Source organism: Parazoarcus communis, from assembly GCF_003111645.1.
In the GTDB taxonomy this organism is placed as follows: domain Bacteria; phylum Pseudomonadota; class Gammaproteobacteria; order Burkholderiales; family Rhodocyclaceae; genus Parazoarcus; species Parazoarcus communis_A.
This window is the reverse complement of the sequence record NZ_CP022187.1, coordinates 3559115-3579171: the sequence shown is the minus strand read 5'-3', so window position 1 is coordinate 3579171 and position 20057 is coordinate 3559115. Positions and strand designations below refer to the sequence as shown.

Here is a 20057-nt window from a genome sequence, read left to right as displayed (position 1 = left end):
TCATGCATGAGCTTGGCCGCGCTGGCGCAGAGGATTGAAGGCATCGGTCGCCGCTTGAACCGGGTGGTCGAATGGCTGTGCGCCGGCCTGATTGCGGTCATGGTGCTGGTGGTGTGGCTCGGTGTCGGCGGGCGCTACTTCACCCAGGACGGGATCAGCTGGACCGAAGAGCTTTCGCGCTACCTGATGATCTGGGCCGCGTTGCTGGCCGTGTCATGCGGCGCATGGTGGCGCGAACATGTCGGCCTCGACCTCATTCCCTCCCGCCTGCCCGAAACTGCACGCCGCTATCTGAAGCTGACCACTGATGGCCTCACCGTCGGCTTCTTCGTCTTCATGTTCATCTACGGCATCGACATGACCCTCGAAGGCCGCACCCAGTTCTCCACCCTGTTCGGCCTCACGATGGAAGTCCCCTTCGCCGCCGTACCGGTGTCCTCGGCGCTGGCCGCCTTCCAGTTCGGGGTGCGACTGCTCACCGACTTCGTCAACCTGCCGCGCGCCGAAACGGCCGCTGTTCCCTACTGAGCCGGCCATCATGTGGATTGTTGCAGTCGCCTTCTTTGGTCTTATGTTGCTGGGCATGCCGATCGGCGTCGTCATCGGCATCTCCGGCGCGATCGGGCTGGTTCAGCTGGGCGACGTGTCCTTCCTTGCCATGGCGCCAAAGCGCTATTTCGAAGGCCTGGACATGTTCACCTTCATGGCCATGCCCTTCTTCATCCTCGCCGGCGAGCTGATGAACGCCTCCGGCATCACCCAGCGCCTGATCGCCTTTGCGCTGTCGCTGGTCGGCTACCTGCGCGGCGGCCTCGCCCACGCCAACATGGTGGCTTCGGTGCTGTTCGCCGGCATGACCGGTGCCGCCGTGTCGGATGCCGCCGCGATGGGTAACACCCTGGTGCCGGCGATGGTTAAACAGGGCTACAGCAAGCCCTTCGCCTGTGCCGTCACGGCAGCGGGCTCGATCATCGGCCCCACCATTCCGCCCTCCAACCTGATGGTGATCTACGGCTCCATCATGGGCGTGTCGATCGCCGGCCTGTTCGCCGCCGGCATCGTCCCCGGACTCCTGATCTGCGCCATCTGCATGGGCGTCATTGCCGCGCTGGGCAAGAAGCTCGGCCTGCCCAAGGGCGAGGACCGCCCCAGCCTGATGTCCATTCTCATCAGCTTCAAGGACAGCCTGATCGGGCTCACCATGCCAGCGATCATCCTTGGCGGCATCCTGTTCGGCATCGTCACCCCGACCGAAGCCGCATCGATTGCGGTGGGTTATGCGATGTTCGTCGGTTTCGCCATCTATCGCACCCTCACGCTGCGCCAGGTCGGCATCATGCTGATCCGCACCGCGCGCATCACCGGCAGCGTATTCCTGATCATCGCCGCGGCCTCCATCCTGTCGTGGTGGCTGACCTTTCATCAGATCCCGCAGATGATCGCGCAGGCCATGCTGTCGGTGGCGTCAAGCAAGGAAGGCGTGCTCGCCCTCATCCTGTTACTGCTGCTCTTCGTCGGCATGTTCCTCGACATCACCGCCGCGCTGATCATCCTCGCACCCGTACTCGGCCCCCTCACCGCAGCCGTCGGCATCGATCCGGTTCATGCCGGGATCATGATCATCCTTGCACTCAACATCTCGCTGATGACCCCCCCCGTTGGCGCCTGCCTGTTCGTGCTGTGCTCGGTCACCGGCGAAAAGATGGAGCGTATCGCCCGCGCCCTCACCCCGTTCCTGATTGCCGAGGTCGCGATCCTGTTCCTGATCACTTACTGGTCAGATCTCACCCTGTTTGTTCCCCGCCTGTTCGGTTACGTCCAACCTTAAGGAGTTCCACCCATGAAGCTCAAGACCCTGCTCACCGCCGTCGCCACCACCATGGTCTTTGCCGTTGCCCCGGCCCACGCGGAAAAGATCATCAAGCTGCATCACCTGAACGTGGACGATCCGTTCGAAAGCACCACTGGCGCCCTCGTCACCGTGTTCAAGAACCTGGTCGAAGCCGGCACGGGTGGCTCGGTGAAGGTGCAGACCTTCCCCAGCGGCCAGCTCGGCAAGGACAACGAGGTGCTGTCCCAGGTCAAGGCCGGGCTGGTGCAGTCGGGCGTGTTCTCGGTGGGTGGCTTTGCCAGCACCTACCCGATGATCGGCGTGCTCGACATGCCCTTCGTCTTCCCCGACATCTCCACCACCTACACCGTGTTCGACGGCCCCTTCGGCAAGAAGCTGGGCGACGACATCGAGAAGAAGACCGGCATGGAAGTGCTCGGCTTCGGTGACTCAGGCGGCTTCTTCGCCATCACCAACTCGAAGAAAGCGATCAAGACCCCGGACGACATGAAGGGCCTGAAGATCCGCACCCAGACGCTGGAATCGCACAAGCGCGTGATCAGCAGCCTCGGCGGTCAGCCGGCGGCCATCGCATGGGCAGAGGTGTACACAGCCCTGCAGACCGGCGTCGCCGACGGCCAGATGAACCCCATCCCCATCGTGGCCATGGCCAAGTTCAACGAAGTGCAGAAGCACATCACCCTTACCGACCATCTGTTTGCACCGTACGTCTGGGTGATCAACCGCAAGTTCTTTGACAGCCTGACGCCTGAAGAGCAGATCGTGGTGAAGAACGCCGCCAAGAGCGCAATTGTCGCCAACCGTGGCATCAGCCGCATCATCGAAGCCTCGTCCAAGGGTCTGCCGGAACTCGCCAAGACCATGACCGTGACCACGCTGACCGCGAAAGAAAAAGCCGCCTTCCGTGACGCTGCACAGCCGGCCGTGAAAGCCTACATCGTCGACACCTTCGGCAAGGAAGGCGAAGACATGCTGAGCTCCCTGCAACAGGCTGTCGAGGCCGCCTCCAAGTGAGCATGTCCATGTCCACGCTAGACCTTCCCGGTCAGCTGACTGTCCTGCCGCTGGCGCATTGCGCCGGCGCGGCAGGGGCGGCGGCAGGCCCCTACCCGGATCGGCTCAAGCCCATCCTCAGTCTGGCCGCACACGCCGAAGCCATGACCGAGATCAGCGAGTGGCCCGGCTACGCGCCGACGCCACTGGTGAATCTGGCCGGCATGGCCCGCGCCGCCGGCGTGGCCGCCATCCATTACAAGCACGAGGCCAGCCGCTTCGGCCTCGGCAGCTTCAAGGCGCTGGGCGGTGCGTACGCCGTGCTGCGCCTGCTGAAAAAGGAGATCCTGCGCCGTACCGGGCAGGACGCCAGCAGCCGCGACCTGATCGATGGCAGGTTTGCCGACATCGTTTCCGGCATCACCGTCACCTGCGCCACCGACGGCAACCACGGCCGCTCGGTGGCCTGGGGGGCACAGACCTTCGGCTGCAAGTGCGTGATCTACATTCACGCCACCGTGTCCGAAGCTCGCCGTGCCGCGATTGCTCACTATGGCGCAGAGGTGATCCGCACCGCCGGCAACTATGACGACGCCGTGCGCACCGCCGACGCTGACGCCAAGGCACACGGCCGCTTCATCGTTTCCGACACCTCCTACCCCGGCTATACCGATGTGCCGCGCGACGTCATGCAGGGCTATTCGGTCATGGTCGAAGAAGCACTGCGCCAGTGGCCCGAAGACCAGCCCCCCACCCACGTCCTCATCCAGGGCGGTGTTGGCGGCCTGGCTGCCGCGGTCTGTGCACAGATGTGGGAGCGCCTTGGCAACAAGCGCGGCCGCTTCATCGTGGTCGAACCCGACCGCGCCGCTTGCCTGTACGCCTCGGCGCTGGCCGGCGCCCCGACTGCCGTCCACGGCGATCTCGACACCCTGATGGCGGGCCTCGCATGCGGAGAGGTATCACTGATCGCATGGGAAGTGCTCGAGGCCGGCACCAGCGACTTCCTCACCATCCCCGACGCAGCGGCCGTCACCGCCATGCGCCTGCTGGCCGATGCGCCCTTCGGCGACCAGCCGCTTGCCGCCGGTGAATCCGCCGTTGCCGGCCTTGCCGCGCTGCTGATGGCGTGCTCCCGTCCGCAGATGGCCGCCACCCTTGACCTCGGCCCGGACAGCCGGGTGCTGCTGTTCGGCAGCGAAGGCGCCACCGACCCCGAGCTGTACACCAAGCTCGTGGGGCGCAGCGCCGAGGCGGTGGAAGGACGGCCAGGAGCAAGATCATGAGCGCCACCTTGCGCATCAAGGGCGAACGCCTGCAACAGCGCATCGCACAGCTGGCCGACGTCGGCGCCATCGACGGCGGCGGTTGCGCCCGTCTGGCCCTGTCCGACGAGGACAAGGCCGGACGCGACCTGGTCTGCGACTGGATGCGCGAACTCGGGCTCAGCCTGACGGTGGACGCCATCGGCAACGTGGTCGGCACCCGTGCCGGCCGCGTGCCGGGCGCGGCGGTGATGACCGGCTCGCACATCGACACCGTGCGCACCGGCGGCCGCTACGACGGCAATCTGGGCGTGCTCGCCGGGCTGGAAGTGATTGCCAGCCTCAACGACGCCGGCATCGAGACCGAACGCCCGCTCGCGGTGGCATTCTTCACCAATGAAGAGGGCGCACGTTTCGCCCCCGACATGATGGGTAGCCTCGTGTTCACCGGTGAGCTCGCGCTCGACGAAGCCCTGCAGACGCAAGGCATCGACGGCAGCACCGTGGCCGAAAACCTCGCCCGCATCGGCTACGCCGGCACCGCGCCGACACCGGCCGCCGCCCCGCACGCCTTCGTCGAGCTGCACGTGGAGCAAGGCCCGGTGCTCGACCGCGAAGGCACGGAGATTGGCGTCGTCGAATCCGTGCAGGGCATCTCCTGGACCGAGATCGAGATCCTCGGCACCTCCAACCACGCCGGCACCACCCCGATGTCGCTGCGTCGCGACGCTGGTTGGGCGGCGGGATCGATCATCAGTTTCGTGCGCGAACTGGCGCAGGAGTTTGGCGGCGACCAGGTCGCCACCGTCGGCCGTATCGAGTTCTTCCCCAACCTGGTCAACGTGGTGCCCAACCGCGCCGTGCTCACCGTCGACCTGCGCAACACCGACGAAGCCCTGCTGCAACGCGCCGAATCCCGGCTGGCCGCGCACCTCGACGCCCTGCGTGACGCCGAGAAGGTGGACATCAACACCCGCAAGCTCGCCCGCTTTGCCCCGGTGCCCTTTGCCCCGGAAATGACCGACCGCATCGAACGCCACGCCCTCGCCCAGGGCCTGAGCACCCGGCGCATGCCCAGCGGCGCCGGCCACGACGCCCAGATGATGGCGCCGGTGTGCCCGACGGCCATGATTTTTGTGCCCAGCGTCGACGGCATCAGCCACAACGTCCGCGAATACACCCACCCCCAACATATCGAAGCCGGTGCCAATGTGCTGCTCGCCGTTCTGTGCGAACTCGCGGGCGCCACACTGCCGGCAGGAGAACCCGCATGAGCCGCAAGATCACCGTCGGCGCCGCCCAGCTCGGCCCCATCGCCCGCACAGAGTCGCGGCGTCAGGTCGTCGCGCGCATGATCGACCTGATGCGCGAAGCCAAGTCCCGTGGCTGCCACTATGTCGCCTTTCCCGAACTGGCACTCACTACCTTCTTTCCGCGCTGGTACACCGAGAACCAGGCCGAGATCGACGCCTGGTTCGAGACGGAAATGCCCGGCCCGGAAACCCTGCCTCTGTTCGAGGAAGCCAGGAAGCTCGGTATCGGCTTCTACCTCGGCTACGCCGAACTGGCGCAGGAAGACGGCGTCACCCACCACTACAACACCTCGATCCTGGTCGACCCGACCGGCACCATCGTCGGCAAGTACCGCAAGGTGCACCTGCCCGGCCACCGCGAGCACGAACCCTGGCGCGCATTCCAGCATCTGGAAAAGCGCTACTTCGAGCGCGGCAACCTCGGCTTCGGGGCTTGGCGCGCGCAGGCCGCCGCGGAGAAAGGCATTTTTGGCATGGCGCTGTGCAACGACCGTCGCTGGCCCGAAACCTACCGCGTGCTCGGCCTGCAGGGCGTGGAAATGGCCTTCATCGGCTACAACACCCCCATCCACTACCCGCCGGTGCCCGAGCACGACCACCTGCAAGGCTTTCACAACCACCTGGTCATGCAGGCTGGCGCCTATCAGAACGGCATGTGGATCGTCGGCATCGCCAAGGCCGGCAAGGAAGAAGATTGCGATCTGCTCGGCCAAAGCTGCATCATTGCGCCCACCGGCGAAATGGTGGCGATGTGCTCCACGGTGGAAGATGAACTGGTGACCTCGGTGTGCGATCTCGACCGCTGTCGCGAGCTCAAGGACAATGTCTTCAACTTCGGCCTGCATCGCGAACCGGAAACCTATCGCCTGATCGTCGACACCAAGGGCCCGGTCGAACCTGCCTGAGCCATTGCCGGCGCCGCGGGTGGCGCCGGCAGCAACACCCCGTCAATGAGAACCCACGCCCGAGAGCAGCCCCGCGCATGACGCCCAAGCCCGCCAAACGCTTCAAGCCGATCGACGAACGCATCGAAGCGCTCAGCGAAACCCTGCCCGACTCCGAGCACAAGCTCGCGCAGCTGCTCACCGCGCAGCCCGCCCTGCTTGCCACCCACTCAGCCACCGAGCTGGCGGCCATCGCGGGCAGCTCCAAAGCCGCAGTCACCCGCTTCATCCAGCGTGTTGGCTACGACGGTTTCGCCTCCGCCCGACGCGAAGCGCGCGAGGCGCAACGCTGGGGCGCCCCCGGCCTGCAGGCCGCATCCGACCTGCCCGCCGCCTCGGAAGAAGCCTTCGGCGAACACCTCAGGCGCGACCTGCAGAACCTTGCCCGTACCTTCGAGAAGCTCACCAGCGGCGTCGTAGAGCCCGCCATCACCAGCCTCGCCCGCGCCCGCCGGGTCGGCGTGGTTGGCTACCGCAACAGCCACGCCCTGGCGCAGTACTTTGCGCGCCAGCTCGTGCTGCTCAAGAACCACGTCGCCCTGCTCCCGCAGGCCGGTCAGACCATCGGCGAAGACCTCGCCGCCTTCGGCCCCGACGACATGCTCGTCATCCTCGCCTTCCGCCGCCGCGTACCGGTGGTCGCCGAAATCGCACGCCACGCAAAGAAAGCCGGCGTGCCGGTGCTTGTGCTGATGGACGCAACAACGCCCGCAAAGGAAGTCGACGCCACCTGGCGCATCGCCTGCGAAACGAGCGGCTCCGGCCGATTCGACTCCTATGCAGCGGCAATGAGCGTGCTCAACCTGCTCGTATCAGCACTGGCAAACCGGCCGGAAGTCGAAGCAGGCAACCGGCTGCGCGCAGCGGAAAGGCTGCATGAAGGGCTGGAAGAGCTGTAGCCATCGCAACAAGGGCGATGCATAGAGATCAAAGGGGTCAGAGTCGTTTGAAATCCAGATTTCAAACGACTCTGACCCCTTTGATCCCTTGCGGCTATAGGCGCTTGACTACCTGTCGCTTTGGTCAGTAATTTAACGTTATCGCCTGAAACTCCGGAGTTCTTGGCATGCTGCAGCTGAAGACCGTGACCCTCGCCGCAATCGTCTCCGCAACCGCCTGTTGCTTGGCTCCTCTCACCCATGCCGCCGATGCCGGCAAGTTCGATATTGCCGGTATCACACTTGGCATGTCGCCAGAAGAAGCGCTGAAGGCGCTCAGGGTGCACGGTGTGAATGAACAGAGCATCAACGAGTCCCGGCTCTCTTTTGGTTACAGCGACGGTCTAAACAACCACCGCACAGAGGATTTCACCCACATGATCGTCGCCCATGTCGACGGGTTTGTGGATGGAAAGCGCCGAACGGATACCTTCAACCTCTTTTTCTCGCCGCCACCCAAGGGCGGCAAGCTGGTAGCCGTGCGCCGCACCATTGAGAACAGGGTCGATCCGGTGACCAACGGGCAGTTTCGCGCTGCCGTTCTGGAGAAATATGGCGCGCCGACAGTTCAGACGCCTGCCAATATCAACTGGCAGTTCGATGGCGGTAACCGCAATTGCCTGAACACCAGCCCAAATGGAATCGGAATTCCGATTCCCGATGCGGGCGGTCGCAACGCCAAGAGCATTCTCGACATGGTGTATGCGCGCAAAGGCGGACAGCATGATTTCAGCCGCTTTCAGACGCCGCGGGTCGTCAGCCTTGACGATTGCGCCAGCATGCTGCAATACAACATCTCGCCCGGGGAGGCCAAGCCGGCCACCCGCGTCTCCGCCGAGATGATTGATGTGAAGAACTGGGTTAACGCCGAGCTGGCCACCAAAACCTGGGTTGAGGGCCTGCGCCAGAAAGCGGTAGAGCAACGCGAAGGCAGCAGCAACAAGCCTGTCCTCTGATCAGAGGCTGCCTGTTTCCAAAAGGTCAGCGTCGTAAAAGCAAATCTTGTTACGCCCAGCCTCTTTTGCCTGATACATGGCTGTATCCGCACGCCTGAGGATGTCGCCCTCGGTCGCATCATGGCTGATGAACAGTGCAATGCCGATGCTCACCGTACATTGGTGCTCCACAATGCCGTCAGCTTTGTCTTCGTGCTGCACTGTCAGGACGTAGGCTTTGGCTAAAGAACTGCGAACCTTCTCGGCAATGCGCACGGCCAGCGCTTCTGATTCAGCTCGATCCTCCATCAGCTCGCTGATCAACACCACAAATTCATCACCGCCGAAGCGAGCCACGGTGTCGGTTTCACGCACACATTTCTTCAGCCGGTCCGCCGTCTCGATCAGTAGCAGGTCTCCGACGGCATGCCCATATTTGTCGTTAAGTGGCTTGAAGTTGTCCAGATCGAGAAACATCACTGCAGCGTAGCAACCACCGCGTTTGCTGATAGCCATCGCTTGAGTGAGCCGATCGTTGAGTAGCCGACGATTTGGCAACTTCGTTAACGGGTCATAGAAGGCGAGCTGCCGCACCTGATCTTCCATCTGCTTGCGCTTGGTGATGTTCCGGGTCACGCCCAGGATGCCAAAAAACTCACCGGCAGCGTTTCGCATGCCAGAGGTGCTCACTTCGGTCCAAACGGTTGATCCGTCCTTGCACGGCTGTTCGAGTTCGCCCTGAAACTCTACAAAGGGCTTGCCTTGAACCATCGCTGCAATGGAGTTTTCAAGTGCTTCCTTTGCAATCGGGATGGACGCTGCGGTCAATGCCTGTTCCATGGACTGCCGCATGACCTCTTCGCTGCTATATCCCCGCAGCTTCTCCACCGATGGGCTGACATAGGTGAATTGACCATCGAGATTCATCGTCCAGATCACGTCGGTGGCGTTATCAGCCAACAGGCGATGCCGCTCCTCACTGACCCTGAGCAGCTCGTGATCCCTTTTGCTGGTGATCAGTGCCAGGGTCAGGCGCCTGTTGATGCGATAAATATAGAACGCGACGGCACTCACGATGACAAGCACGATGCCTGCGAGGTAGAGCCAGGTCAGATCACGCTCTGATTCGGCGTTATAGACGAATCCGTCGAACACAAAGTTTTCCGGCAACAAGCCAAGCTGGGCGTAGGTGTCCGCAATATGACGCCAGCGACCTGGGTTCATGTACCCGATCTCGACCAGATCCGTTCGAAAGAGCGGCTCCATGCGGCGGGCCTCGAACAGGTAGAACTCTCGGGGATGCTGCTGCGAGTATTTGTCCAGGATCAGGTCGGCGATTTCTTCAGGGTGCGCCATCGCGTACTGCCAACCACGCAGGCTCGCTTCACGAAATGCCTTTACACGGGCAGGATTCTTCCGCAGCTCATGTTCGGTGGTGAACAGGTTGTCGCCATAGAAATCGATGCCAGCGGAGCGCGGGGTGTAGGTGTGATACTCGAAGCCCGTGCGATCCAGAAAGTAGGGCTCGTTGGTCACGTAGGCAGAGATCGCATCTGCCTTGCCGTCAATCAGGTCCTGTGGCCGGAAACTGTGCTCGACGCGGGTAATACCGGCCAAGGGGATGCCCTCTTGCTTGAGATAGGCCAACAGTTCGTCGGACTGGGGTTCGATCATCAGGCGCTTGCCCGCCATGTAGTGAATTCCCTGAACCGATCCCTCGCGGCGGACAAGCAGCACCACAGGCGAATGCTGAAAAAGGACGGCCAGCACCACCACGGGCTGCCCCGAACTTCGCGCCAGAAGCAGGCTGCTATTACCAACCCCATACTGGGCATTGCCATCAAGCACGTTTTTTACCGGGTCATCTCCCGGACGGGCTTCATGTATTGCGACATCAAGCCCCACCTCGCGGTAGTAGCCCTTTTCCTTCGCGGCGTAGTAGCCGGCGAACTGAAAAGCGTGGCTCCATTTGAGTTGAAGCGTGACAGCGTCCAAGGCATGAGCAGCAGCAGTCCATCCGCACAACGCAATCAGGATTGCGCCCAGCGGAAACCGAAGGAAAAACCCGAACCGTGCGCGTGGCGGAGACATACATCAAGTTTAACGTGATCGCGGATGTTGCTGAATTTATCCCCGTTCTCGCCTCCGAGCACAACCGACAGGACCAAAGGGGTCAGAGTCGTTTGAAGTCGCAGGAATAGCCAGTGCGGCCGGAGCATCTTGGCATTTGCGCATCCGCGAAAGGATCAAACGACTCTGACCCTTTTGATTCTCCTTCTGAATTTTCACGAACCCGCTCGTCCTCCTCGCCTTTCGCCTCAGCCCGCCAGTGCTGGCGGAAGCTGCAACACGCTTGAACGGGGAGTTGCCCGCGTGCGGCGGAGCAACGGCGTGAGAGCAGAGGGTCTGAGAGGCTGCGGCTGCGCGCTCTATGGCTTTCGTCCAATTTACAGCGCCCCAAAAGATAGCGACGATGCAGAGCCCATCTTCAGTTTCACGACTGCTCCTGTTTACCGGGCCTTTCCCGGCAAGGATCACGACCCGACATGGTCACAAAGCTGAACTCTCTTGCCGATTACAAGCGGGCGCTGCTGCTGCCTCTTGCCGCAGGCTTGCTGACCTTGCTGCTGGTGGTCGGCGTAGCAGAGTTCTTGCGCGAACGCCGGGCGATCGACGAACAGCGTTCGATTGCGGTTGAAGGCGTCAAGTCCGCCCTGAAACTCGCAATCGACCGGGACTCCGACAAGCTTAGCGGCCTGCTCGAACTGCTCACGCGAAATGCCGACCTGCAGCAGGCCTTCGTCCGCCGTGACTTTGACGAACTGCGCGCGGTGGCACAGCCCTATTACGCCGTCCTGCGCGCCAGGCACAACATCACCCATTTCTACTTCATTGCACCGGATCGCCGCATGTTCCTTCGCGTGCAGGCCCCGGAACGCCGCGGTGACGAGATCAACCGCTACACGCTCAGCGAGGCCGAGCGCACGGGCAAACCGAGCGCTGGCCTGGAGCTGGGGCCGATGGGCATCTTTACGCTGCGCGTGGTCCACCCCTGGACTGACACCTCCGGCCAGCGGATTGGCTACATCGAACTCGGAATCGAGATTGACCGCACACTGGAGCAATTGCATTCGCTGACCGGCGTGAGCCTCTATTCACTCGTCGAAAAGAAACATGTCCAGCGCGAGCGCTGGGAGGCAGGCATGCGCATGATCGGGCGCAACCACGATTGGGACCGTTTCCCGGACCACGTGGTGGTGGGGCGTCCCGAGGGCTCCGACCGCACCGACGTTCCACACCGTCTGCTGCTGGCTGCGACCTCTTCCACCGAAGTAGCACGTGCACGGGTGGCCGCTCGCAGCCTGGTCGTGGAAACGACACCACTGAGCGACGCATCCGGGCGCAGCGTGGGCCGGATGCTGCTGGTGATGGACGTTTCTGCAAGCGAAGACCGATATGACCGCGCGATTGCACTCCTGGTGGGGGCTGGCCTGCTGATCGGACTGGGCACGCTGCTGATCGCCGACCGGGTCATCACTCATGTCTATCTCCGCCTGAACGAAACCCGGCAAGAGCGCGATGACTATCTGGAGCGCGCAGAGCGCGATGCGCTGACCGGCCTGCTGCGGCAGGATGTCTTCATGCGGGCCCTGCACAATGAATTGCAGCGCATCCGCCACGATGACAGCACATCCGGACTGCTGATGATCGACATCGATTTCTTCAAGCGGGTCAACGACACTTACGGCCACCGCAGCGGCGACCACGTGCTGCAGTCCGTGGCCCGCCTGATACGTGACTGCGTGCGTCCGCAAGACCTCGTCGCACGCTACGGCGGGGAGGAGTTCACGGTCATCCTGCCCGGCGCAGGGCACGACACCGCCTGGGCTGTCGCCGAGCGCATCCGCAGCAGCGTCGAGCAGTTTCCCTTTCTGGTCGACGGCACAACGCTGAAGCTCACCCTGAGCATCGGCATCAGCATCGCGCACGGAGGCGGCACGACCACCGAAGCCCTGATCCGAACCGCCGACCGTGCGCTCTACGATGCAAAGAACAGCGGCCGCAACCGCATCATCAGTCACGCAAGGAGCTGAGGCACGCCGCCTCCCAAACGAACCGCGCGCGCAAGTTCAAAGGGCTCAGACGCCTTCGTCCAAGGGAAGCCGGGTAGCGAGGAACGCCGGCTGACCGCTCCCCCTCCAATGGGGGACGGCCCCTGCGCCAGTTGAAGACGGCATCCATGCTGTCTGCCCCATTGGTACTGCGGTATCGTCTATCGTATAGGGGGCGACGCGATGCCGATTGCGCGGTCGCGGTTTGACTGCTGTGCGCCAGGGCCGGGGCGCTCCCCACATTCCTCAGGCCAGGGACGTTTCATCCAGGGAACACGAAATGCCACATTGCATCATCGAGCACTCGACAGACTTTGATAGTGACCAGCTGGTGAGCGAAGTCTTTAAAGCCGCCCTGCATTCCGGTCTTTTTGGCCCGGATGGCAATGATATAAAGGTGCGGGCACAGAGTTTCAGCAGCTATCTGACAGGTCCGCGGAAATCCGCTTTCATTCACGTTGCGCTGAAAATCCTGTCCGGGCGAACACCCGAACAACGATCACATCTATCCAGTACCGTTGTCGCACAGTTACGCGCACTTGGCTTCAGCAACACCTCGATCACAGCCGAAGTTGTGGAAATGGAACGAGGTAGCTACGGCAAAGTGATCGTATAGATGAAAGCCGCTGCCAACGCCACCGACCAAACGCCTCTGACCCCTTTGATCAACTCCTCAAGACGGCCGGCTCCATGCCACCTATACGCCAGCGCCTGATCCAGTCCCTGTTCGAGGACTACATCGAGATGTATGCCTCGCGCGACGAGCGCCTGATAACGTGCTTCAGCGAAAACTTCAGTGGCTACGCAGGCAGCAGCGATGTTCTGGTCTCCGACAGGGCTGAATGGGTTCGCATCACCAAGCTGGATTTCGCACAGGTGCCCGAGCGCCTCCACATCGAAATGCTGGATCTGGCGCTTCAGGATCTGGCCGACGATGTGGTCGCGGTGACTGCCTTCTTTCACATCCACCTTCCTTTTCCGGAAAACATTCTGGCGCGGGAAACGGCGCGTCTGGTGCTGATCTTCCGCCTCGAAGGCGATGCCTGGAAAATTGCACACAGCAGCATCTCAATTCCATTCGGTCTCGCCGGGGACGATGAAATCTACCCGATGGTTAACTTGCGTGAGCGCAATCGCGAGCTCGAAGCGCTGATCGAAACGCGCACTCACGCCCTGGCGGAAGCAAACAGAAAGCTTGAGGCCTTGAGCAACACCGACGGCCTGACCGGCGTCGCTAACCGCCGGAGCTTCGATCAGGCACTTTCCCGGGAATGGGACCGCGGACTACGCTCCGGCGCGCCGCTGTCGCTGGTCATGCTCGACGTCGATCTCTTCAAGCATTTCAACGACACAAATGGACACCTCGCGGGCGACGCGTGTCTGCAAGCGTTAGCCAGGCTGTTGGCGCAGTCGGGCCGCCGTGCGGGAGACCTGGTGGCGCGTTTCGGCGGCGAAGAGTTCGTCGTGCTATTACCCGAGACTGGCGGAGACGACGCAGTGAAGTTCGCCAACCATCTGCTGGATGAAATCCGTTCATTGGCACTGCCACATGCCGGCGTACCCGCAGGCATCGTCACCGCCAGCCTTGGCGTGGCCAGCCTGACGCCTTCCCGGAACGACCCACCCGAGTTCCTTGTAGAGCAGGCAGACCGGGCGCTGTACCGCGCCAAACAAGCAGGGCGCAATTGTATGTACGTCGCCGACGCACCGCGCACGGACTGAGGCGATACGCAGGGTGATCAAACGACTCTGACCCCTTTGACACACTTTGATCCACATGTTGGCGCCGCCAAAGGTATCGAAGTTTACGCAGAAGCCTGCACCAGTTGTATGTTTCTCGATGCAGCCGCGACCTTCTCGATCTTGTAGTCGATAGCAGTGGTGCAATAGCTCTGAATGATCTCTGCCTGCCATGCGCGCCTGCTCGCTGCAGGCCTTCGTAACCGGTGATACCAACCAGAGCACGCCACGCACCTGACCGCAACTGCCATGTCTGCGGCACAGCGCAGGAACCCCGGCGTCGGCTTCCCTGTCCATCAGGAGTTAGCTTTTCCGGTGGCGAGAATGGAACCGTGTGCATGAGAAAACCACAGCGCAGACTCGCGTTGAGTATTGCCGGCCTCGGTGCAGCAGTCGCTGTTGCAAGCGCTTACCTGTGGTTTCAGCTGCTCAGCCCCTATGGCTATCTGCCTCCACCCGGGCTCTCGGTGATCGACGTAACGCGCGCTCATCGTGTGTTCGCCTACGGGACGCTGCAGTACCGCCCGGTGCGCTGGCTGGTGATGGGCCGCGGGGCTGAGGCCCGCCGTGCACAGCTGTCCAGCTTTGACGTAGCGGGGCTCAACATCGTGCCCGACGCGACGGCGCGGGTTGATGGTGTGGTATTCGAGGTTTCAGCCACCGAACTCGGCGCGCTCGATCGCTATGAGCGCCGCGGTATTCGGTATGCACGGGTCGAGATGGATCTCGACGATGGCCAGGCGGCCTGGGTTTATCGCAGGCTGCAGCCGTGAGTGACAGGGCGACCGCCCCCGACTTGAGAAAGGACACGCACAACATGGCACACGAAGCACCTGCACTGCTCATGCCACTGCAGACACTGAATCCGGACGGCACGCCGCGTCGCGTCGGCGTGGAGCTCGAGATGAATGGCTTTACCCTCGACGCACTGGCCGGGATTGTCGCCGAAAGCATCGGCGCCCGCATCGGCAGCCGCGGGCGGTATGAGCGCGTGCTCACCGGGGATGCGGCCGGCGAGTGGGTGATCGAACTCGATTTCGCGCTGTTGAAGCAGCTTGGACGCGAGCACCACGATGAAGAAACCCTCGCGGGCGGCATCGGCAAGTCCACCGAAGAAGTACTGAGTTGGCTTGCGACCCCGCTGGTACCGCTCGAAGTCGTCAGCCCGCCCTTGCCGATGGCGCGCCTTGGCGAAGTCGAAGGCTTGATCGCACATCTGCGCAAGGCTGGCGCACGCGGCACATCCGACCGCCTCGTCAATGCGTTCGGAATGCAGCTGAACGTGGAAATCCCAGGCGCCGATGCGGATTCCATCGCCGCCTATCTGAAGGCTTTCCTGTGCCTCTACGACTGGCTGTTCGCACGGGCCGACATCGACGTTTCGCGCCGAGTGACGAGCTACGTCGATCCGTTCCCCGTCGACTACGTAACGCGGGTACTCGCTCCCGGATACCGGCCGGATCGCGCCACGCTGATTGAGGATTATCTCGACGCCAACCCGACGCGAAACCGCGCCCTCGACCTGCTCCCCCTTTTCCTCGAACTCGATGCTCCCCGCGTGCGCCGCGCGACCGACGACCCGCGCATCAAGCCGCGGCCCGCCTTTCACTACCGGTTACCCGACTGCGAGATCGGTCGCCCCGGCTGGGGGCTGCACTGTGCATGGAACGACTGGATCGAGGTCGAACGGCTGGCGGCAGATCCGGAGCGCCTGAGCGCATGTGGAGCGCGATACCTGGAGATCGTGCGCAACCCGATCAAGCGCCTGATCGACGACTGGGCCGACGAGGTCGAACGCAAGTGGCTCGCCCACTGATTGCCATCACCGGCCCCGAGAAGGGCGCTGCGGGGCCGCGGGCGCTCGTTGCCGGTGCCGTGCGATGGTACGGCGGAAAACCTGTGCACATCCGCCCGAGTGACAGATCGCTGCAGCATCATTACGACGGCGTCGTGATCACGGGCGGCCATGATGTCAATCCTGCCCTCTATGCCGCCGAACCCGAGGTCGAACCCCTCCACGACACTGAGCGCGACGCCCTCGAGATGCACGTCATCGAGCTGTCGCTGGCGCGCCGGCTGCCGATCCTCGGCATCTGCCGCGGCGCGCAACTCCTCAACGTATTCCGCGGCGGCAGCCTCTTCCAGGAACTGCGTTCGCGCCGCCGTCGCACCTCGAACCGCTGGACGGTGCTGCCGCTCAAGCGGCTGCACGTCGAGTCCGGCTCAATGCTTGCGCGCCTGGTCGGGGATGGTACGCAGCGCATCAACAGCCTGCACAACCAGGCCATTGATCGCGCCGGCGAAGGACTCCGTATATCCGGGCGCGACCTCGACGGCATCGTGCAGGCCATCGAAGACCCTGACTATGGTTTTCTGCTGGGCGTGCAATGGCACCCGGAGTTTCTGCTACCCATGGTCACCCACCGAGCACTGTTTAAGGCACTGGTTGACAGCGCCCGGCAATACGCCGACACCCGCCGTGCCAGAGAAAACGGGCACAACACGTAAAGCGCGGCTCGCAGCGCTTGTGCGGAACGAGCTCGCGATAGGGAAAATCTTTTTAACTTGGCCATCATCGATACATTTTCCCTAAGACTCCAATGAATTTAATTCGATAGAAATGGCCATACAGCAGAGCTATGTTGACGACACGACCCAGCCCGAACCAAGACCAACAGTTAAGACAGGAGACAACCATGAGCAACGAAAGCAAGTGCCCATTCGCAGGACATCATGCCGCGAGTGCTGCGGCTGGAACGCGTTCCAATCGTGACTGGTGGCCGCACCAGCTGAACCTGAACATCCTGCACCAGCATGCGCCGGCTTCCAGCCCGCTGGGCGAGGACTTCGACTACGCTGAAGAATTCAAGAAGCTCGACCTCGCTGCGCTGAAGCAGGACCTCGTCGCGCTGATGACGACTTCGCAGGATTGGTGGCCCGCCGACTGGGGCCATTACGGCGGCCTGTTCATCCGCATGGCCTGGCACAGCGCCGGCACCTACCGCACGGCGGACGGCCGCGGTGGCGCAGGCACCGGCAACCAGCGCTTCGCACCGATCAACAGCTGGCCTGACAACGGCAACCTCGACAAGGCGCGCCGCCTGCTGTGGCCGATCAAGCAGAAGTACGGCAACAAGATCTCATGGGCCGACCTGATGGTTCTCGCCGGCAACTGCGCGATGGAATCGATGGGTTTCAAGACCTTCGGCTTCGCTGGTGGCCGCGCCGACATCTTCCAGCCCGAAGAGGACATCTACTGGGGCGCAGAGGCGGAATGGCTGGCCACCAGCGACAAGCCCAACAGCCGCTACTCAGGCGACCGCGAACTGGAAAACCCGCTCGCCGCAGTGCAGATGGGCCTGATCTATGTGAACCCGGAAGGCCCGGACGGCAATCCCGACCCGGTGGCATCCGGCCGTGACGTGCGCGAGACCTTCGCCCGCATGGCGATGAACGATGAAGAAACGGTCGCGCTTACCGCGGGCGGCCACACCTTCGGCAAGGCGCACGGTGCGGGAGACCCCGCCCTCGTCGGCCCTGAACCGGAAGGTGCGCCCATCGAAGAGCAGGGGCTGGGCTGGATCAACAGTTTTGGCTCCGGCAAGGGTGGCGATACCACCACCAGCGGCATCGAAGGTGCGTGGAAACCCAACCCAACGACGTGGGACAACGGCTACTTCGACATGCTGTTCGGCTACGAATGGGAGCTCACCAAGAGCCCGGCCGGCGCCCACCAGTGGGTGGCAAAGGACGTGAAGCCGGAGCACATGATTCCCGACGCCCACGATCCGTCGAAGAAGCATCCGCCGATGATGACCACGGCCGACCTGTCGATGCGCTTCGATCCGATCTACGAACCGATTGCGCGTCGCTTCCACAAGGACCCGCAGGCGTTTGCCGATGCGTTTGCGCGAGCCTGGTTCAAGCTCACTCACCGTGACATGGGGCCGAAGGCGCGCTACCTCGGCCCGGAAGTCCCGGCCGAAGACCTGATCTGGCAGGACCCGGTCCCCGCGGTCGACCACCCGCTGATCGACGCCAACGACGTCGCCGAACTCAAGGCCAAGGTGCTGGCATCCGGCCTGTCGATTGCCGAACTGGTGGCCACCGCATGGGCTTCGGCCTCGAGCTTCCGTGGCTCGGACATGCGCGGCGGCGTCAACGGTGCGCGCATCCGGCTTGCGCCGCAGAAGGACTGGGAAGTCAATCAGCCCGCCCAGCTGGCCAAGGTGTTGTCGACGCTCGAAGGCATCCAGCAGGCGTTCAACGCCGCGCAGAGCGGTGGCAAGAAAGTGTCGCTGGCCGACCTGATCGTGCTGGCCGGCAACGCCGCTGTCGAGGCCGCCGCCAAGGCCGGTGGTCATGCGCTGGACCTGCCCTTCACGCCGGGGCGCACCGATGCGTCGCAAGCGCAGACCGACGTGGAATCGTTCGCGGTGATGGAGCCCGAGGCCGATGGTTTCCGCAACTACCGGAGGGCGAACTACACCGTGCCGCCCGAGGCCATGCTGGTGGACAAGGCGCAGCTGCTGAAGCTGAGCGCGCCCGAAATGACGGTGCTGGTCGGTGGCCTGCGCGTGCTTGGCGCCAACACCGGTGGCTCGAAGGACGGCGTGTTCACCCAACGTGCCCAGACCCTGAGCAATGACTTCTTCGTCAATCTGCTCGACATGGGGACGACCTGGAAGCCGACCTCCGAGAGCGGGGAGAAGTTCGAGGGACGCGACCGCAGGACGGGCGCGGTCAAATGGACCGGCACGCGCGTGGATCTGATCTTCGGCTCCAACTCGCAGCTGCGTGCGCTGGCCGAGGTCTATGCGCAGGAAGACGCGAAGGAGAAGTTCGTGCGCGACTTTGCGGCAGCCTGGACCAAGGTCATGAACCTCGACCGCTTCGACCTGAAGTAAGGTCCAGGAGCGAGTTCGGCGCAGGCCCACGGGCTTGCGCCGAGTTCGTCTCAGCCCGTCATCACCCGAAAATCCATCTGCCCGTCGCACATCGGCGGGCACCAGTAATAGCCGCCCGTCGTCGGCTGGCTGAAACGGAACAGCGCATCGGTGATGCCATCGTCCAGCCCCGCCATGCGTCGCAACTGCGCCTCAAAGGCGTCGAGCGAATGGCCGAAGGCAACGAACAGCAGCCCCGCCTCACGCCCTTCCACCCACGGCATCGAGCGCCGCAGCACGAAGGCTTCGGGCTCGAAGCTCTCCTGCGCCGTACGCTTCACGTGCGCGGACGCCGGCGCATCGTCGAGTTCCTCGTTGTCGCTCCTGCGCCGCCCGATGACATTGTCCTGCTCCGCCGCCGGCATGGCGGCGAAGGTGTCGAGCGCGTGCCGCCAGTGCTGAACCGCGACATAGCTGCCACCTGCCGCACCCGGTCCGGCGCCCTCTGCGACAAAAGCCGCGGCCAGCGCGTCGTCGCCTTCGGGGTTCTCGGTGCCGTCTTCGTAGCCGGTCAGGTCGCGACCGTTGTCATAGCAGAAGGTGTCGGTCGCCTGCACCAGCACCAGCGCCGGCGCCACTGCGGCCTCGATCGCGCGTGCCCGGTGCAGCAGTTCGCCGCGATCCTCGCCGCGCAGCCAGCACCACAGGGCATGCTGGGTCGAAGGTACGTCGACACCGACGCCCGAGATCGGCGGGAACACCCGCAGCCCGTCCAGCGAACCCGACAGCGCATGACGCACCGACTCGCCAAAACCTGCCACCGTCGACTCGCCATCCACCAGCCCCGCCAGCGCATCGAGCGCGGAAGGCAGTGCTTCGATCGATTCGATGGCGAAGAAAAGATGACGAGCCTGTGCGGGCAGCGGGGCGAGAATGCCTTTCTGGAATTGGCCCATCGCATATCCTGATAGCTAAAACAGCGATTCTACGTCGCACGCCACCCGGTGCAAGCAGGGGCAAGGTCGAATCACGCCACCGGGCAGCAGAATCCCTTCTGATGTTGTCAGGCACGGCCGTCC

General features: G+C 63.1%; 17 protein-coding genes. 15 read left to right on the top strand and 2 right to left on the bottom strand.

From position 1 onward, the window contains the following. Positions 1-6: 6 nt before the first annotated feature. From CEW83_RS16335 to CEW83_RS16300, 8 genes are all read left to right on the top strand, one after another. A complete protein-coding gene (locus CEW83_RS16335) occupies positions 7-528 on the top strand; it encodes a TRAP transporter small permease (RefSeq protein ID WP_108950285.1) in 522 nt (173 codons plus the stop codon). A 10-nt stretch (positions 529-538) separates the two neighbouring features. Next, positions 539-1828, top strand: coding sequence for a TRAP transporter large permease (locus CEW83_RS16330; RefSeq protein ID WP_108950284.1), 1290 nt, complete (start codon positions 539-541; stop codon positions 1826-1828). 12 nt (positions 1829-1840) lie between these two features. Continuing rightward, the gene (locus CEW83_RS16325) at positions 1841-2866 is read left to right on the top strand and encodes a DctP family TRAP transporter solute-binding subunit (RefSeq protein ID WP_108950283.1); all 1026 of its coding nucleotides are present in this window, start codon (positions 1841-1843) and stop codon (positions 2864-2866) included. An 8-nt stretch (positions 2867-2874) separates the two neighbouring features. Then, positions 2875-4131: a diaminopropionate ammonia-lyase gene (locus tag CEW83_RS16320; RefSeq protein ID WP_108951480.1), complete on the top strand. Its 1257-nt coding sequence runs from the start codon at positions 2875-2877 to the stop codon at positions 4129-4131. Then, on the top strand, positions 4128-5384 hold the full coding sequence (locus tag CEW83_RS16315) for a Zn-dependent hydrolase (RefSeq protein WP_108950282.1): 1257 nt from the start codon (positions 4128-4130) through the stop codon (positions 5382-5384). The genes CEW83_RS16320 and CEW83_RS16315 overlap by 4 nt, the downstream gene beginning before the upstream one ends. Next, the gene (locus CEW83_RS16310) at positions 5381-6328 is read left to right on the top strand and encodes an N-carbamoyl-D-amino-acid hydrolase (protein WP_108950281.1); all 948 of its coding nucleotides are present in this window, start codon (positions 5381-5383) and stop codon (positions 6326-6328) included. Before CEW83_RS16315 ends, CEW83_RS16310 begins: the two co-directional genes overlap by 4 nt. A 77-nt stretch (positions 6329-6405) precedes the next feature. Next, entirely contained in the window at positions 6406-7266 is an 861-nt protein-coding gene (locus CEW83_RS16305; RefSeq protein WP_108950280.1) for a MurR/RpiR family transcriptional regulator, read from the top strand. Positions 7267-7433: 167 nt separating this feature from the next. Further along, a complete protein-coding gene (locus CEW83_RS16300; RefSeq protein WP_108950279.1) occupies positions 7434-8261 on the top strand; it encodes a hypothetical protein in 828 nt (275 codons plus the stop codon). Here CEW83_RS16300 and CEW83_RS16295 read toward each other — a convergent pair whose 3' ends face one another. Beyond that, complete coding sequence (locus CEW83_RS16295) at positions 8262-10235, bottom strand: ABC transporter substrate-binding protein (RefSeq protein ID WP_199915143.1); 1974 nt, start codon at positions 10233-10235, stop codon at positions 8262-8264. A gap of 551 nt (positions 10236-10786) precedes the next feature. Between CEW83_RS16295 and CEW83_RS16290 the strand changes: the two genes are divergently transcribed. From CEW83_RS16290 to katG, 7 genes are all read left to right on the top strand, one after another. After that, positions 10787-12334 carry a sensor domain-containing diguanylate cyclase gene (locus tag CEW83_RS16290; protein ID WP_108950277.1) on the top strand — a complete coding sequence of 516 codons (1548 nt, stop codon included), beginning with the start codon at positions 10787-10789 and terminating at the stop codon, positions 12332-12334. A gap of 349 nt (positions 12335-12683) precedes the next feature. Next, complete coding sequence (locus tag CEW83_RS16285) at positions 12684-12968, top strand: 5-carboxymethyl-2-hydroxymuconate Delta-isomerase (protein WP_234418870.1); 285 nt, start codon at positions 12684-12686, stop codon at positions 12966-12968. A gap of 128 nt (positions 12969-13096) precedes the next feature. Then, on the top strand, positions 13097-14074 hold the full coding sequence (locus tag CEW83_RS16280; RefSeq protein WP_234418869.1) for a GGDEF domain-containing protein: 978 nt from the start codon (positions 13097-13099) through the stop codon (positions 14072-14074). A gap of 356 nt (positions 14075-14430) precedes the next feature. Beyond that, positions 14431-14865: a gamma-glutamylcyclotransferase family protein gene (locus tag CEW83_RS16275; RefSeq protein ID WP_108950274.1), complete on the top strand. Its 435-nt coding sequence runs from the start codon at positions 14431-14433 to the stop codon at positions 14863-14865. A 44-nt stretch (positions 14866-14909) separates the two neighbouring features. Continuing rightward, positions 14910-15908 (top strand): amidoligase family protein, encoded by a 999-nt coding sequence (locus tag CEW83_RS16270; RefSeq protein WP_199915142.1) that lies wholly within the window; start codon positions 14910-14912, stop codon positions 15906-15908. Between the two features lie 83 nt (positions 15909-15991). Beyond that, positions 15992-16600 carry a gamma-glutamyl-gamma-aminobutyrate hydrolase family protein gene (locus tag CEW83_RS16265; protein WP_234418868.1) on the top strand — a complete coding sequence of 203 codons (609 nt, stop codon included), beginning with the start codon at positions 15992-15994 and terminating at the stop codon, positions 16598-16600. A gap of 188 nt (positions 16601-16788) precedes the next feature. Next, positions 16789-18999, top strand: a complete 2211-nt coding sequence (gene katG, locus CEW83_RS16260) for a catalase/peroxidase HPI (RefSeq protein ID WP_108950272.1) — start codon at positions 16789-16791, stop codon at positions 18997-18999. Positions 19000-19049: 50 nt separating this feature from the next. On the opposite strand, the gene CEW83_RS16255 is transcribed toward katG, so the two are convergent. Next, complete coding sequence (locus tag CEW83_RS16255) at positions 19050-19934, bottom strand: Dyp-type peroxidase (protein WP_108950271.1); 885 nt, start codon at positions 19932-19934, stop codon at positions 19050-19052. Between the last annotated feature and the right edge of the window lie 123 nt (positions 19935-20057).

Coding starts and splice junctions, on each gene's coding strand:
- CEW83_RS16275 (WP_108950274.1), top strand. CDS start 14,431: ATGAGAAAACCACAGCGCAGACTCGCGTTGAGTATTGCCGGCCTCGGT.
- CEW83_RS16280 (WP_234418869.1), top strand. CDS start 13,097: ATGTATGCCTCGCGCGACGAGCGCCTGATAACGTGCTTCAGCGAAAAC.
- CEW83_RS16270 (WP_199915142.1), top strand. CDS start 14,910: ATGGCACACGAAGCACCTGCACTGCTCATGCCACTGCAGACACTGAAT.
- CEW83_RS16320 (WP_108951480.1), top strand. CDS start 2,875: ATGTCCACGCTAGACCTTCCCGGTCAGCTGACTGTCCTGCCGCTGGCG.
- CEW83_RS16300 (WP_108950279.1), top strand. CDS start 7,434: ATGCTGCAGCTGAAGACCGTGACCCTCGCCGCAATCGTCTCCGCAACC.
- CEW83_RS16310 (WP_108950281.1), top strand. CDS start 5,381: ATGAGCCGCAAGATCACCGTCGGCGCCGCCCAGCTCGGCCCCATCGCC.
- CEW83_RS16255 (WP_108950271.1), bottom strand. CDS start 19,934: ATGGGCCAATTCCAGAAAGGCATTCTCGCCCCGCTGCCCGCACAGGCT.
- CEW83_RS16290 (WP_108950277.1), top strand. CDS start 10,787: ATGGTCACAAAGCTGAACTCTCTTGCCGATTACAAGCGGGCGCTGCTG.
- CEW83_RS16330 (WP_108950284.1), top strand. CDS start 539: ATGTGGATTGTTGCAGTCGCCTTCTTTGGTCTTATGTTGCTGGGCATG.
- CEW83_RS16325 (WP_108950283.1), top strand. CDS start 1,841: ATGAAGCTCAAGACCCTGCTCACCGCCGTCGCCACCACCATGGTCTTT.
- CEW83_RS16315 (WP_108950282.1), top strand. CDS start 4,128: ATGAGCGCCACCTTGCGCATCAAGGGCGAACGCCTGCAACAGCGCATC.
- CEW83_RS16335 (WP_108950285.1), top strand. CDS start 7: ATGAGCTTGGCCGCGCTGGCGCAGAGGATTGAAGGCATCGGTCGCCGC.
- CEW83_RS16305 (WP_108950280.1), top strand. CDS start 6,406: ATGACGCCCAAGCCCGCCAAACGCTTCAAGCCGATCGACGAACGCATC.
- katG (WP_108950272.1), top strand. CDS start 16,789: ATGAGCAACGAAAGCAAGTGCCCATTCGCAGGACATCATGCCGCGAGT.